This is a genomic window from Limimaricola sp. AA108-03 (assembly GCF_050847355.1).
Taxonomy (GTDB): Bacteria; Pseudomonadota; Alphaproteobacteria; order Rhodobacterales; family Rhodobacteraceae; genus Limimaricola.
In genome coordinates this window covers 425,314-439,923 of record NZ_CP193755.1, presented here as the reverse complement: position 1 = coordinate 439,923, position 14,610 = coordinate 425,314, and the positions used below count along the sequence as shown (strand labels likewise).

Annotated in this window: 12 protein-coding genes; 4 read left to right on the top strand and 8 right to left on the bottom strand. The window is 65.2% G+C overall.

Annotated features, from left to right (window positions below; genetic code table 11):
- Nucleotides 1-463: 463 nt before the first annotated feature.
- Nucleotides 464-1,207, top strand: a complete 744-nt coding sequence (locus tag ACRAQ3_RS02265; RefSeq protein ID WP_432255513.1) for a sulfite exporter TauE/SafE family protein — start codon at nucleotides 464-466, stop codon at nucleotides 1,205-1,207.
- A 133-nt stretch (nucleotides 1,208-1,340) separates the two neighbouring features.
- On the opposite strand, the gene ACRAQ3_RS02260 is transcribed toward ACRAQ3_RS02265, so the two are convergent.
- The 4 genes from ACRAQ3_RS02260 to ACRAQ3_RS02245 form a co-directional block, all read right to left on the bottom strand.
- Entirely contained in the window at nucleotides 1,341-2,624 is a 1,284-nt protein-coding gene (locus ACRAQ3_RS02260; RefSeq protein ID WP_432255512.1) for a hemolysin family protein, read from the bottom strand.
- A gap of 35 nt (nucleotides 2,625-2,659) precedes the next feature.
- On the bottom strand, nucleotides 2,660-3,346 hold the full coding sequence (locus ACRAQ3_RS02255) for an exopolysaccharide biosynthesis protein (protein WP_432255511.1): 687 nt from the start codon (nucleotides 3,344-3,346) through the stop codon (nucleotides 2,660-2,662).
- Nucleotides 3,347-3,910: 564 nt separating this feature from the next.
- On the bottom strand, nucleotides 3,911-4,258 hold the full coding sequence (locus ACRAQ3_RS02250) for an antibiotic biosynthesis monooxygenase (RefSeq protein ID WP_432255510.1): 348 nt from the start codon (nucleotides 4,256-4,258) through the stop codon (nucleotides 3,911-3,913).
- A 135-nt stretch (nucleotides 4,259-4,393) separates the two neighbouring features.
- Nucleotides 4,394-5,287 carry a LysR family transcriptional regulator gene (locus ACRAQ3_RS02245; protein WP_432255509.1) on the bottom strand — a complete coding sequence of 298 codons (894 nt, stop codon included), beginning with the start codon at nucleotides 5,285-5,287 and terminating at the stop codon, nucleotides 4,394-4,396.
- 148 nt (nucleotides 5,288-5,435) lie between these two features.
- Between ACRAQ3_RS02245 and ACRAQ3_RS02240 the strand changes: the two genes are divergently transcribed.
- Together ACRAQ3_RS02240 and ACRAQ3_RS02235 are read left to right on the top strand one after the other, a co-directional pair.
- Entirely contained in the window at nucleotides 5,436-5,879 is a 444-nt protein-coding gene (locus ACRAQ3_RS02240; RefSeq protein WP_432255508.1) for a YybH family protein, read from the top strand.
- A 61-nt stretch (nucleotides 5,880-5,940) separates the two neighbouring features.
- Nucleotides 5,941-6,855 carry a sulfotransferase domain-containing protein gene (locus tag ACRAQ3_RS02235; protein ID WP_432255507.1) on the top strand — a complete coding sequence of 305 codons (915 nt, stop codon included), beginning with the start codon at nucleotides 5,941-5,943 and terminating at the stop codon, nucleotides 6,853-6,855.
- A gap of 1,514 nt (nucleotides 6,856-8,369) precedes the next feature.
- Here ACRAQ3_RS02235 and ACRAQ3_RS02230 read toward each other — a convergent pair.
- Nucleotides 8,370-10,646 (bottom strand): adenosylcobalamin-dependent ribonucleoside-diphosphate reductase, encoded by a 2,277-nt coding sequence (locus ACRAQ3_RS02230; RefSeq protein ID WP_432255506.1) that lies wholly within the window; start codon nucleotides 10,644-10,646, stop codon nucleotides 8,370-8,372.
- A 201-nt stretch (nucleotides 10,647-10,847) separates the two neighbouring features.
- Here ACRAQ3_RS02230 and ACRAQ3_RS02225 point away from each other — a divergent pair, with 201 nt between their 5' ends.
- Nucleotides 10,848-11,270, top strand: coding sequence for a DUF1489 family protein (locus ACRAQ3_RS02225; protein WP_085896880.1), 423 nt, complete (start codon nucleotides 10,848-10,850; stop codon nucleotides 11,268-11,270).
- Here the strand turns inward: ACRAQ3_RS02225 and hisG are convergent.
- From hisG to hisS, 3 genes are read right to left on the bottom strand one after another with little or no spacing between them, the layout of a single operon-like run.
- Complete coding sequence (hisG, locus tag ACRAQ3_RS02220) at nucleotides 11,267-11,959, bottom strand: ATP phosphoribosyltransferase (protein ID WP_432255505.1); 693 nt, start codon at nucleotides 11,957-11,959, stop codon at nucleotides 11,267-11,269. The genes ACRAQ3_RS02225 and hisG overlap by 4 nt on opposite strands.
- Entirely contained in the window at nucleotides 11,956-13,050 is a 1,095-nt protein-coding gene (locus ACRAQ3_RS02215) for an ATP phosphoribosyltransferase regulatory subunit (RefSeq protein WP_432255504.1), read from the bottom strand. The genes hisG and ACRAQ3_RS02215 overlap by 4 nt, the downstream gene beginning before the upstream one ends.
- Entirely contained in the window at nucleotides 13,047-14,555 is a 1,509-nt protein-coding gene (gene hisS / locus ACRAQ3_RS02210; protein ID WP_432255503.1) for a histidine--tRNA ligase, read from the bottom strand. The genes ACRAQ3_RS02215 and hisS overlap by 4 nt, the downstream gene beginning before the upstream one ends.
- Nucleotides 14,556-14,610: the final 55 nt, after the last annotated feature.

Below are 14,610 nucleotides of genomic sequence, written 5' to 3'. Positions count from 1 at the left end.
TGGTTGCACTGGCGTTACGCCGCTTCCCGCTACCGTAACGCTGCGTCGTTTGGCGGGGTCTGCAACCGGGCATCCCGATTGTGTCTCTTGTAGGCGGCGGAATTCGGTCAGAATGTAACTCGCGTCTTCAATGCCGATACCGGCTGCTTCTCCGGTTCGCATCGGGCAAAGGCATTCGGGACAGGATGGAGCCCGGCATACCGGGTCTGTGCGGAGCATAGATTGAGATCATCGGTTTCGCGAACGGTTGCATCGACCTTCGCAGGGTTTTCCCACCGCCTCCCTGTGGCCCCAGCAACCCAATCCAAAGGCCGGCAGGGACAAGCGCTTCGGGGCTCCAACGAGCCGAAGCAGCCCGGCAGAGTTGCAGCCTTCAATTGTGCTAAGCGTGGACCCCGATCCGAGCGCGAGGTACGGCGGGCTCAACCAGTCCCAGAGCAGAACTGCCGCCGGGTGGTCTGCCATGGGTGACGTATTCTGGCAGATCGTGGTTGTGGGTTTCGTAGCCCAGATGATCGACGGCGCTCTTGGTATGGCCTACGGGCTGACCTCGACATCACTGTTGCTGACGCTTGGTTTTACGCCGGCGGCGGCAAGCGCCGCAGTCCATCTGGCCGAAACTGCCACCACCGGCGTCAGCGCGACCTCGCACCATCTGGCGCGAAACGTCGACTGGAAGCTGGTTCGGCCCCTGGCGATCTCGGGCGCCCTTGGCGGCATGGCCGGGGCGAGCCTACTGGCCACCGGCCTCGGCGACATGCTCGCCCCGTTGGTATCGGCCTATCTCGTGCTCATGGGCGGCGTCGTTCTGTGGAAGGCGTTCCGCGCAGTGCCGGGCATCCATCCACCGAAGGGCGTTCGGAGGCTCGGCCTCGCCGGGGGGTTCGTGGACGCCGTCGGGGGCGGCGGCTGGGGCCCGGTGGTGTCGAGCACACTGCTCGCCTCGGGAGGTTCCGCACGGCACATGATCGGGTCTTCGAATGCGGCGGAATTCTTCGTCACGTCGGCGATCACTGTCACCTTCGCTGGGCATCTCGGGCTGTCGGAATTCGGCATGGCAGCGCTGGCGCTGGTGGTCGGCGGGCTCCCGGCTGCTCCGTTCGCAGCCTTGGCGGTCCGGTACGCGCCCAGACGCCCGCTGATGATCGTCGTCGGCCTTCTGATCATCATACTCGGCATTCGCGGCGTTCTGTCCGCGCTGGGTTGAGGCGAGGGACTGATATTGTCAGACACCTGCACCATCCGAGCTTCGTCGGATCGGCCAGCCTCGCTGACGTCCATCCAGACATTCCCCAGCTGCCAAGTTCACACTGTCGCAACGGGAATGGTCGCATGCTCGGTCAAACCGGCCGAACTGCTTGCTTCGAGACGAGCAGCTTGTCGATCCGGCGACCATCCAGATCGACCACCTCGATGCGCCAGTCATCAATATTGATGTGCTGCCCGACCTCGAGCAGTTCCCCTGCGCGGTCGAGCACGAGTCCGCTGACGGTCTCGTAGGACGGTCGGTCCTCGATCTCGAGCCCGATACGGGCCGCGAACTCGTCGACCGGCATCCAGCCGGCAACGAGTAGAGATCCATCCTGACGCTCCACAACCTTGGGCTCATCCTGCTCGGTTTCGTCGAAACTGCCAGTAATGGCGCCGAGGATGTCCATCGGGGTGATGATCCCCTCGAAGTGTCCATACTCGTCATAGACCAGGAGCATGTGAGCGGGTGCCGCCTTCAACCGTTCGATGACTTGGGTCGCTGGCAGGGACTCGTGGACAACCGGCACAGCTCGGGCCATCGCAACCGGATCGAAAGTGCCGGCGGCCGTCAAAAGCAGGTCGCGACTGTGCAGGATGCCGATGATGTCGTCGGGGCTACCATGGCGCAGCGGCAGGCGGGAGCGCCCCGAGGCTCGGAACCGTGCGAGGATCTCGTCCCGGCTTTCCTCCGCCCGGGCAATCTCGACATCATGGCGCGGTGTCATCAGGCCGCGCGCCGTGCGGTCGGCCACGCGCATGACCCCCGCGATCATATCGGTTTCGGCCTTCTCGATGACACCGGCGCTCTCCGCTTCGGAGATCAGCATGCGGATCTCCTCATCGCTCACTTTCGCGCTGCGACGCCCCGACTGACCAAGCAGAGCAAGCACGAGGGCTCCGGACCGGTCGAGCAGCCAGACCAGTGGCGAAGCGGCCTGCGCCAGACGGCGCATGGCCGGGGCGACACGGGAGGCGACGGCTTCGGGGTCCGACAACGCGATCTGTTTCGGGACGAGCTCACCCACGATCAGCGAGAGATAGGTGATGACCACCACCACGGCACCCACGCCGACTTCTTCGGCGAACCGCACGGGCACGCCGACCTCCGGTAGAACGCTGGCAAGACGCAAGCCCAGCGTGGCTCCGGACAGAGCGCCGGACAGGATGCCGACGAGAGTAATGCCGATCTGGACCGAGGAGAGAAACCTGCCAGGTGCCTCGGCCAGCCGCAGCGCGACCTGCGCCCCGCGGTCGCCCCGGCTGACCCGTGCCTGAAGTCGGGCGGGCCGAGACGAGACGACCGCCAGTTCCGACATCGCCAGAACCCCGTTCAGGACGATCAGCGCAAGGACGAGAGAGATTTCGAAAAGCATGGAGAACCTTGACAGGCATGGGTGTCGCCCGGCCCTTAGGCAAAGGCGCCGAGCAGGATGAGCAGAGCCGCCCTGAGCATGGCATAGACCACGGCAGCGGAGAGCAGAAGCGCGGCGACGCCCATGATCGCGCCGATGCCGGCCCACAGCCCGTCACGCTCAAGCACCCCGAGCGCGAGAAGGCAGATCGCAAAGGCTGGAAGCATGTTGCCGAGCGGTATCGGCAGCGTGACGACTATCGCGAGGATCAGCGCGAGACCTCCGAGCATCCGTTCCGATCGCGGCGCCACGAGCCATGCCGCCCGCGGCCGAAGCATCCGCTCGGCGCGCGTCAGGATCGGAACGGTCCGTTGCACCACCGCGACGAAGGCCGGGAACATCATGCCCCGCTCCCCGATGAACGCCGGCAGCCAGGGCATGCGCCCAAGCATCATCTGCGCACATAGATACAGCAGCGGCAGCCCCAGCACGGCCGACAGCCCGGGTGGCGCGGGCAGCACGTTCGGCAGCGCGAACAGAAGGATCAGCGCCGCCCGTCCCCGCCCCTTGAGAAGCGTCATCAACTCGTTCAGCGTCATCTCGGAGCGGGATTTGTCCGCGGTGATCTGGAGCAGGACCTCCGACAGCCGCTTGCGCGCCGGATTGGGGATATCGCCGCCCCACGCCTTGCCAGCCTCCGGAGCAGCGCTTTCTCTACCGACATCCGCCACCGTGGCGACCATCCAAGATAATTCTGGAGACAGAATGGCTCCAGGGCATGTTTCGCCCCTGCAACGCCAGAGAGCGGCAGCTTGGATACATGCGTAATGGAAGACCTTATCAACGAACTTCTCGAAGGGAAGAGGCCTGTGCTATCCGCCACGCCATTTGCAGCAAGATCCGGCTCATCGATGGCTACTCTTGGGCGAAGCTATCTATGTTCCGGGTCGCTGTGCGGGGCTGTCCCGTCCGATACCGTCGCTGTCCGCAGGATCTCCATCGGGTGATGCATGAAGCCGCGTGAATTTCGCTACGAGTCCTTCCCTGTCAAAAAAATCTGGGCCGAATAGCAGCCGTTCATATCGATCGCAGAGAATGACCGCTTTCCGCCCTTCCTGCGTGATGGAGCGCCGAAGCGACCGGCCCGAGGCCGACTTCCGATCGCAATTCAGGCGAACGGCAGGTTCGAATGATCCTTCTACCAATTTACTCTCAGAGCGCGCAGATGTTCAGGCGCCAGATCAAGCGACCATGTCCGGAGCGAACCGACGCTCCGCAAAGCATGCCATGCGGAGCGTCGGAGCCGATCAGTCGGCCCGGGTCACGACCGTCACGGTGGGCGGCGCCGCGACGCCGGCGCCTTCCATCGCCGATTTCAGCTCGTCGGAGTTCAGGAAACCCTCCGCGGCTTCGAGGCTTTCGAAGCCATGCAGGACCGTTACTTTGTTCGGATCGGCGGGGTCCTGGTAGACTTGCTCCATGACGACGCCGCCGGCCTGCTGCTCGTCGGAGAAGTCATCGTAGATCTGCCGCCAGGCGGCATAGTCCTCGACCGGGTGGCTGATCACGACCAGAACCGGAGCGTCCTGCGCAAAAGCCGCGACCGGCAGAGCAAGAAGGGCCGAGACGGCAAGGCTGCGGATGAACGGGAACATGGTGTCCTCCATGGGTTGGGTCTGCCGACGACATTGCTCGTCGCCGATACCCATAGCCTGCCGGAGGATCTTCGATGTCCGTATCCACACAGGCGCAGAACCGGACGGCGTTCGCGCAGAGGCATGGGCAAGCCGTCAGACTGGGCCCCAGAGCGGCCCCTGCGGGATGTTCTCGCCGACGAACTTCATGAAGCGGCGGATCGGGGGCTGGGAGTAGGCCTCCTTCGAGGCCACGACCCAAAGCGTGTGATGCAGCTTCTCGTGCCGGAAGCACGGCACGAGATCGGGCTCGAAATCCCCGGCGACGCAGGGCAACAGCCCGAGCCCAGCGCCCGAGCGCAGCGAGCCGACCATGCCGGTGACGGAATTCACCTGAAGCGCCCGGTCCGCCGCGTCGACCTGTTCGGCCAGCCAGCGCGCGGCCCCGATCGCCTCGGCCAATCGGCCGTTGTAGAGGATGAACTTGTGGCCCTCGCAAGCCTCGAGGTCATGCGGCGCGCCGTTCTGCCGCTCGTAATGACGGCTGCAATAAATCCCCCAGGGAATGAGGGCGAGTTTGCGCGCGATCAGCGTATCGCCCGTAATTTCGTCCGCCGCCCGAAGGGCGATGTCGGCCTCGCCCTTCTCCAGTGACATCTGGCCCGAGCTTATGTCGACCTCGAACTCGATGTCCGGGTGCTTTGCGCGAAACCGCGCGAGCACCGGAAAGCCCCAATGCTCCATGGCCTCGGGGTTGCCCGTCAGCCGTATAACGCCCGAGACCTCGCGGGACAGGCGATCGGCGCGGCTCTGGATCGTCTCGGCCGTCGCCGCCATCTGCCCCGCCAGGTCGAGCAGGGCGCTACCATGCGGCGTCACCGCGTAGCCGCGCGGATCGCGCTCGAACAGCGTCAGCTTGAGTGCGTGCTCCAGTGCCTGGATGCGGCGGCTCACGGTCGTCTGGTTGAGGTGCAGCCGTTTCGATGCCCCCAGCGTCGAGCCTTCCTGCGCCACGACGAGAAATAGCCGGATATCGTCCCAGTCGAACATGAAACCCACTCCCCCTTGCGCGTCTGCATTCCCGCAGGACGGTTCTGCGACGGATGAGCTACGCGAAAACGGTCCGTCGCATGATCCTCGATGACAGGGCCTGCCACCGCATGACGCTACGGCAGGAGATTACCATAGGAGGAGCACCATGCTTCGCACAACAATACTGACCGCCCTCGCCATGGCAGCTCTCACCCTCCCGGTCGCGGCCGACTCGATCGAGGCCGAGGAGGCGAAGATGATCGAGGCGTTCGCCCGAGCCCTTGGCGGCGAGGACGATGCCCTCGCGCCGCACCTCGCGGACTCCGCAGTCTACATGCCCTCCACCGGCGGCCGCTTCGAGGGCGCCGAGAGCATCGCACGGAGCTTGGCAGACTTTCCGGATGTCGCGGATTTCACCGCCGAGATCGACGACAGGGTTCCGCTGGGCGAGGATCACACGCTCTTCATTGGCACCTACAGCGTGACGCTGCCGCCCGAGATGGGCGGGGCCATGCTGCCGGGCGAATACGTGCTGGTCGCCGAGAACACGCCCGAAGGCATGAAGCTCCTGCGCCACGTCGCCTTCCCTGCCCGTGGCGTGGAGCGCTGACCTATATCGCGCGGTGCCGAGTTCGCCCACGGCGCTGCTCGTCTCAGGAAAGGAACTCACGATGACCACCGCTACGCAGCACCGGATGCCCCTCAAGACGCGCGAGATGCACAACCATCATTTCGACAGCACGATCTGGAACGACCTCGTGTTCCGCGACGACGACATCGTCATCTCGACCTATGCCAAGTCCGGCACCACCTGGATGCAGCAGATCGTCAGCCAGCTGATCTTCAAGGGCGCGGAGGCGCTGCCGGTGGCCGAGATGTCGCCTTGGCTCGATCTGCGGGTGCCGCCCAAGCAGGTCAAGCTGCCGGAGGTCGAGGCCCAGACGCACCGTCGGTTCCTCAAGACTCACCTGCCGGTCGACGCGCTCCGCATGTCGTCGAAGGCGAAATACATCTACATCGGCCGGGACGGGCGCGACGTGATGTGGTCGATGCACAACCACCACTCCACCGCAAACCAGGCCTGGTATGACGCGCTGAACAAGACCCCCGGCCTGGTCGGCCCCGAGATCGGGCCGCCGCACGAGGACCCCGTCGCGTATTTCCGCCACTGGCTCGAGAATGACGGCGCGCCGTTTTGGCCGTTCTGGGAGAATGTCCGGTCCTGGTGGGACATCCGTGACCTGCCCAACGTGCTGATGGTGCATTTCGCCGATCTAAAGCGCGACTTCGAGGGCGAGTTGGAGCGCATCGCGGCGTTTCTCGAGATCCCCATCCCGGCAGACGCACGCGCGCGGATCATCGAGCACTGCTCCTTCGACTACATGAAGCGCAACGCGGCGGCCTCGGTCCCGCTCGGCGGCGCGTTTTGGGACGGCGGTGCGCAAAGCTTTATCCACAAGGGCACGAATGGGCGTTGGAAGGACCGGCTGCCGTCCGACCTCTCGGACGCGTATGAGCAGCGTGCGGAGAAGGAACTCGGGAAGGATGCGGCCGCGTGGCTGGAAGAGGGCCGGCAGGCGCGGTAGGTCATGAACCTCGCCACTGCGGTGCAGGCCAATCGGAGCGCCGTGAATGAGGTCGGCGCCGCGTGGCATCCTGAGAGTGCTCTCGATCCACCCTGAACGACCGGTCGCTTCGCTAACGAGATGTCGCAGACCGGCTCAAAGCTGCCGTTCACTGCTATCCGCATTCTTGCAGTGCGGCTCGTCAATAGAGGCATTCACACACGTCCCTAAGTATTAAAGGAGCATAACGACGCTGAAACAGGCCGAAGTCGCCAAACCATCCGCAATCTATGCCTCTTGCGCGATCATTCTCGTCCCCTCTGCGCCGGCTCTGGTAGAAGTTCACAAGCACGTATTGGCACTGGTCTCAGCTCGAAACGAGCCTAATTCTGGCAGCGTATCAGTTTCCGACTACGATCCATACTTTTACTGTTCGCAATGGCACACAAATCCTACCCCACCACGCCGGACGGCCGATATTTCTTGGTAAAGGATCGCTTGTGGCGATGTAGCAACCCCGCCCTCTCCGATGTGGAGCGCGCGGAGCTTGTGAAGAAGCTTATGAAGGCTCGCTCCGCGGTGAAGAATGCAAAGTCGGATAAGGAAATTAAAGATGCACGGAGACGGGTGCATGCGACTAAAGTGGCATTGGGTGAACGGGGGCCTGTTTGGTGGTCAGATGGGGCGCCGGACGTCAATCGCCACCATCCAAAGAACACTCCCTATGCCGATTGGTGGCGCCGCCTTCCGCGGAATTAACTTAGCTTCTCAGCGTTGGCGATAAGGTAGATCCCGCATAGCTTGCCGGGGTTGAAGCGAACCCCGCATTGCTTGAGCAACTCGCTTGTCAAGCCAAGAGAGCAATGGCATCGGCACTCAGCTCTTTACTTCTCAAAGTCGGCTTTGCTTCGTCCGCCAAGCGGACCTTGGTCCGGACTGCGGCGAATGTCGGCTCTCCGCCCTTCCCGCTCCAACACTTTACGGCCCTTTCTTGCCATATCGGTTCGTACCTCTCTGCCCTATGCGCGCTGGCAGTGACTCCCAGCCTGTTGCTCTCCTTTGGAACACGCCTCGCGAATCTCTGGCTACTGGCGATCGCGAACTACCCCTGCTCTATCCACAATGATGGTCGGCCTGATGGTCAGAAGAGAATGACCATGATTTGCATGCTGGAATGGCCAAATGACCGCAAAATGATTGAGAGACGTCTGCTGGCTAACGGCAGTACGAACAAGAAGAGGCTGAGGTTACTGGCATGCCATGGCGACGAATTCACCATACTGGATAGGAAAAGAGCTGCGGCGATGCCGCAGCTCTTTTCGGTTTCTGTTTCTAAAAGAAACGACACCGTGGCCAGAGACTGCCTCGGCTGTCCTGCATGTCCCATGGGGCAATCGGTAGCGTGTGAGTCACAAATTAGGACAGCCAATCTTACAAGACCCCGGTGTGCACACTTTCCTTGTAGAAAGTGCGCAAAAGCCCCGGAAATGTGCAATCTTTGCCTGTCTACATACAACAAGAGGCCAAATCTCAACTCACCCGCACTTCGAATGACCGCAGCTGCCGCAGGTCATGCAGCCCTCGACCATGCGCAGCTCGAAGCTGCCGCAGGAGGGGCAGGACTTGCCGCGCGGGGCGTCGAGGTTGACGACCTGCTGCTGCGGGTCCTCCTTGAGGCCCTGACCCTCGCCGGCAAGGAAGCCGGTGGAGATCATGTGCTTCTCGATCACGCCACCGATCGCGGCGAGGATCGACGGGACGTACTTGCCCTGCATCCAGGCGCCACCGCGCGGATCGAACACGGCCTTCAGCTCCTCGACCACGAAGGAGACGTCGCCGCCGCGCCGGAACACCGCCGAGACCATCCGCGTCAGCGCCACGGTCCAGGCGAAATGCTCCATGTTCTTGGAGTTGATGAACACCTCGAAGGGGCGGCGGTGACCGCCGACGACGAGGTCGTTGACGGTGATGTAGATCGCGTGCTCGCTGTCGGGCCATTTCAGCTTGTAGGTCGCGCCCTCCAGCTCGGCCGGACGATCCAGCGGCTCGGACATGTAGATCACCTCGCCACCGGTGGGCTCGGCGGGCGCCGACTTGGCCTCGGGCGCCTTGGCGGGCTCGGATACCGACAGCACCGAGCCGGTGATGTCGTTCGGGCGGTAGGTGGTGCAGCCCTTGCAGCCAGTCTCGTAGGCTTCCATGTAGACGTCCTTGAACGCCTCGAAGGAGATGTCCTCGGGGCAGTTGATCGTTTTGGAAATCGAGCTGTCGATCCACTTCTGCGCCGCGGCCTGCATCTTCACGTGGTCAAGCGGCGCCAGCGTCTGGGCGTTGACGAAGTAGTCGGGAAGCTCCTTGTCGCCGAACTTCTCGCGCCAGGCCTGCACGGCGTAGTCGACGACCTCCTCCTCGGTGCGCGAGCCGTCCTTCTGCAGCACCTTGCGGGTGTAGGCATAGGCGAAGACCGGCTCGATCCCCGACGACACGTTGCCCGCATAGAGCGAGATGGTGCCGGTCGGCGCGATCGAGGTCAGCAGCGCGTTGCGGATGCCGTGCTTGGCGATCGCGTCGCGCACGTCCTTGTCCATCTGCTGCATGTTGCCCGAGGCAAGGTACTTCTTGGCATCGAAGAGCGGGAAGGCGCCCTTCTCTTTCGCCAGTTCGACGGAGGCGAGGTAGGAGGCACGCGCGATGCGCTTCATCCAGGCCTCGGTCTGCGCCGCCGCCTCGTCGGAACCATAGCGCAGTCCGACCATCAAGAGCGCATCCGCAAGGCCGGTGACGCCGAGGCCGATCCGGCGCTTGTTGCGGGCCTCTTCGGCCTGCGCCGGCAGCGGGAAGTTCGAGGCGTCGACGACGTTGTCCATCATCCGCACCGCGAGGGCCACGAGATCGTCGAGCTCGGCCTCGTCGAGCTTGGCACCGGTCTCGAACTCGTTCTTCACCAGCTTGGCGAGGTTGATCGACCCCAGCAGGCAGGCGCCATAGGGCGGCAGCGGCTGCTCGCCGCAGGGGTTGGTGGCCGAGATGCTCTCGCAATAGCCGAGATTGTTCATCTGGTTGATGCGGTCGATGAAGATCACGCCCGGCTCGGCCTGCTCGTAGGTCGACTTCATGATCGCATTCCACAGGTCGCGCGCCTGCACGGTCTTGTAGACCTTGTCCTTGAAGACGAGGTCCCAGGTACCGTCGGCCTTCACGGCCTCCATGAACGGATCGGTGACCAACACCGACATGTTGAACATGCGCAGCCGGGCCGGGTCGGATTTCGCGGTGATGAAGGCCTCGACGTCGGGGTGGTCGCAGCGCATCGTCGCCATCATCGCGCCGCGGCGCGAGCCGGCCGACATGATGGTGCGGCACATCGCATCCCAGACATCCATGAAGGACAGCGGGCCCGAGGCATCGGCGGCCACGCCCTTCACCTCGGCGCCGCGCGGCCGGATGGTCGAGAAATCGTAGCCGATGCCGCCGCCCTGCTGCATGGTCAGCGCCGCTTCCTTGAGCATGTCGAAGATGCCCGACATCGAATCCGGCACGGTGCCCATGACGAAGCAGTTGAACAGCGTCACGGCGCGGGCGGTACCGGCGCCGGCGGTGATCCGGCCGGCGGGCAGGTAGCGGAAGTCCTCGAGCGCGCCGTAGAACTTCTCTTCCCAATGCGCCGGGTCCTTCTCCGGGGCCGCCAGCGCCCGGGCGATGCGGCGCCAGCTATCCTCGACGCTGGTATCGATCGGCGTGCCGTCGCTCTGCTTGAAGCGATATTTCATGTCCCAGATCTGTTCGGCGATCGGCGCGGAAAAACGGGTCATGAGGGCGGTCCTTCGGCTTTGAACTTATTGGAAATGCATGAGGGACTCAGGTCCCGACGGTCACCGTCGATATAGTGTATCATAGCACGTTCCAAGCTACAGATTGTGTTTGACACAGCCTTATCCACAAGAAATTGCGATTTTATCACAACACGAAATCGCGACTTGCGGCCCCCTGCCCCGGCTTCTAAGTCCTTCATCATGCTGCATCTCATCAAGCTCTCGGTCGGGACCGAAGACGTCTCGGACCTCGCGGCCTGGCAGGCCGACCGGCGCGGACAGGGCCCCGACGGGCTGCCACGCCACGTCACCCGCATGTGGCCCAAGCGTGCCGAGGAGGTGCTCGACGGCGGATCGATTTACTGGGTGATCAAGGGCGTGATCCTGTGTCGCCAGCGGGTGATCCGTTTCGACGAGGTGGATCGCGGCGACGGCATCCGCCGCTGTGCCATCGTCTGCGAGCCGGGGCTGGTGCGGGTCGCGGCGACGCCCAAGCGGGCCTTTCAGGGCTGGCGCTACCTTGCCGCCGGCGACGCGCCGCGCGACCTCGCGCCGGGGCGCGAGGCCGAGGAACCGTTGCCGCCCGCGCTGCAGGCGGCGCTGGCCGAAATCGGCGTCCTTTAAAGGCCGAGCTTGTCCTCTAGCGCGTCGAGCGTGGCGCGGTGCGCCTCGGACCACTCGGCGGTGCTCGAGCGGAACAGCGTCGCCTGGCTCGAATGGATCATCCCGTCGGACAGGATCTTGAGCCCGTTGGCGCGCAGCGTCTCGCCGGTCGAGGTGATGTCCGAGATCGCCTCGGCGGTCTCGTTGCGGACCACGCCCTCGGTCGCGCCCTGGCTGTCGACCAGCTGGTAGTCGGCGACGCCGTGCTCTTTCAGGAATTCGCGGGTGAGCCGGTGATACTTGGTGGCGATGCGCAGCCGGAACCCGTGGTCACGCCGGAAGGCCGCCGCCACCGCGTCGAGATCGTCGAGCGTGTCGACATCGACCCAGCACTGCGGCACGGCGATCACGAGATCGGCGCCGCCGAAGCCCATCTGCGCCAGTTCACGCAGGCGCAGGTCCCAGCCCGCCACCTTTTCGCGCACCAGATCCGATCCGGTGACACCGAGATGCAGCCGGCCGGCGGCCAGTTCGCGCGGGATCTCACCCGCCGACAGGAGCGCCAGTTCGACACCGTCGATGCCCTCGACCACGCCCGCGTATTCGCGGTCGTTGCCGCGCTTGCGCAGGGTCAGGCCGCGCGCGCCGAACCAGTCGAAGGTCTTTTCCATCAGCCGCCCCTTGGACGGCACGCCGAGACGGATCGTCATGTCCGGCCCTCCCTGATCTGCACCGCCAGCTCGGGCCGGATCACGCCGCCCACGGCGGGCACGGCACGGCCCCGCCCGAGATGCCGGGTCAGCGCGTCGTAGCGGCCGCCGGTGGCCACCGGCGGCAGGTCGGCGCGAGTGGGGGATTGGAAGCCGAAGACGAAGCCGTCGTAATATTCGAGCGTGGTGCGGCCGAAGCTGCCCTCGAAGGGCAGCGCGTCCACGTCGATGCCGCGTGCCGACATGGCATCGAGACGGCGGGTCAGCCCAGTCACCGCATCGCCGATGGCCGGCATGTCCACGGCGATGTCGCGCAGCGCCGACAGCACGTTGGGCGCGGTCTCGCGCAGGTCGAGGATCATGTCGACCAGCGCCATCTCCTCCTCGGAGAGGGGCCGCGTGTCGGCCTCCGCGCGCAGCGTGGCGATGCGCGCCTCGACCTCGCGCCGGCCGCGAAGCCCAAGCGCCGGCCCGGCACCCTCGAAGGGATCGGCGGCCGCCAACAGCGCCTTCTTGTGGGCAGGCAGCGGGGTGCGCGCGCCATAGCGGTCGAGCAGCGCCCGGAACCGGCGCGGACGCCAGACATGGCGCAGCAGCGCGCCCTTGCGGGCCTCGGATGTCTTCAGACCACGCACCGCCGCCATCAAGATGCCGATATCACCGGTGGCGGGCCGAAGTTCGAGCCCCTCCAGCGCTCCCGAAATGGTCGCGAAAACCTCGGCATCGGCCTGCGCCGGCTCGCCGCCGAAGATCTCGAAGCCCACCTGCAGGAACTCGATCGGCCGCGCCGGGTCGGTTTCCTGACGCCGGAACACCTCGCCCGCATAGCTGTAGCGGGCCGGATCACCGCCCTCATCCATATGCGCGCGCACAACCGGGACGGTGAAGTCCGGGCGCAGCATCATCTCGCCCCTGAGCGGGTCGGCGGTGACATAGGCGCGGGCGCGGATATCTTCGCCATAGAGGTCGAGCAGCACGTCGGCGGGCTGCAGGATCGAGGTGTCGACCGGCTGCGCGCCCAAGCCCTCGAAGATGGCCGAGAGCCGCGCCGCCTCGGCGCGGGCCTCCGGCCCCATGGGTCCGGGCATCATGACGACTGGCTTTCGATCATCGCGCGGACCCGCTCGACCAGCTCGTCGCGCGGCACCTCGATCTGGGAGGGGCGGTCCTTCCACTGCTCGAGCGTGGCCTCCTTGGCGATCTGCGCGCCGAGGATCAGGTCCTTGATCTGCACCACGCCGCGCTCCTTCTCGTCAGCCCCCTCGATCACCGCGACCGGGCTGCCGCGCCGGTCGGCATATTTCATCTGGTTGCCGAAGTTCTTGGGGTTGCCGAGATAGACCTCGGCGCGGATGCCGGCGGCGCGCAATTCGGAGGCCATCGCCTGGTAATCGGCCATGCGGTCGCGATCCATCACGGTGACGACCACCGGCCCCTGCGCCTCCGCCTCGCCGCACCCCTTGGCGGCGAGCGCCGCGAGCAGCCGATCGACGCCGATCGAGACGCCGGTGGCGGGCACGGCCTGCCCGGTGAAGCGCTTGACCAGATCGTCGTAGCGCCCGCCGCCCGCGACCGAGCCGAACTGGCGCGGCCGACCTTTCTCGTCGAGGATCTCGAAGGTCAGTTCGGCCTCGAAGACCGGGCCGGTGTAGTAGCCCAAGCCCCGCACGACAGAGGGGTCGATGACCACCCGGTCCGGGCCCATGCCCTGCGCCGACAGCAGGGCGGCGATGGTTTCCAGCTCGTCGACGCCTTCGGAGCCCATGGCCGAGGGGCCGACCAGTTCGCGCAGCCGTGCCAGCGTCGCCTCGGCCGTGTCGCGCCGCGCCTTCATGAAGCCCATCACGACCTCGGCCTGCTCGGCACCGAGCCCGGCCCCCTTGGTAAAGTCGCCGGATTCGTCCTTGCGGCCCTCGCCCAAGAGCGCCCGCACGCCATCCGTGCCCAGACGGTCGAGCTTGTCGATGGCGCGCAGCACGATGCCGCGCTCATGCGCGAACCTCTCGGGATCGGACGGATCCAGAACGCCCGCCACCTCCATCACGCCGTTGAGGACCTTGCGGTTGTTGACGCGCACGATGTAGTCGCCGCGCGAGATGCCAACGGCTTCCAGCGTGTCCGCGAGCATGGCGCAGATCTCGGCATCGGCGGCCACCGAGGGCGCGCCCACCGTGTCGGCGTCGCACTGGTAGAACTGCCGGAACCGGCCCGGACCGGGCTTCTCGTTGCGCCACACCGGACCCATCGCATAGCGACGATAGGGGGTCGGAAGGTCGTTGCGGTGCTGGGCATAGACCCGCGCCAGCGGCGCGGTCAGGTCGTAGCGCAGCGCCAGCCAGTCGCCGGGCCTGTCGCCTTCCGCGTCCTCCTGCCAGGCGAAGACGCCTTCGTTCGGACGATCGACGTCGGGGAGGAACTTGCCTAGCGCCTCGACCGTCTCGACGCCGCTGGTCTCCAGCGCCTCGAATCCGTAGCGATGATAGACCTCGGCGATCCGGCGCAGCATCGCGGCGCGCGCGGTGACCTCGGCGCCGAAATAGTCACGGAACCCCTTCGGCGTCTCGGCGCGGGGGCGGCGGATCTTGTCCTTGGCCATGGATCGGCATCCTTTCGGGAGCGGAGTCGCGCGCGGGCTTAGCGCGGGCCGCTCG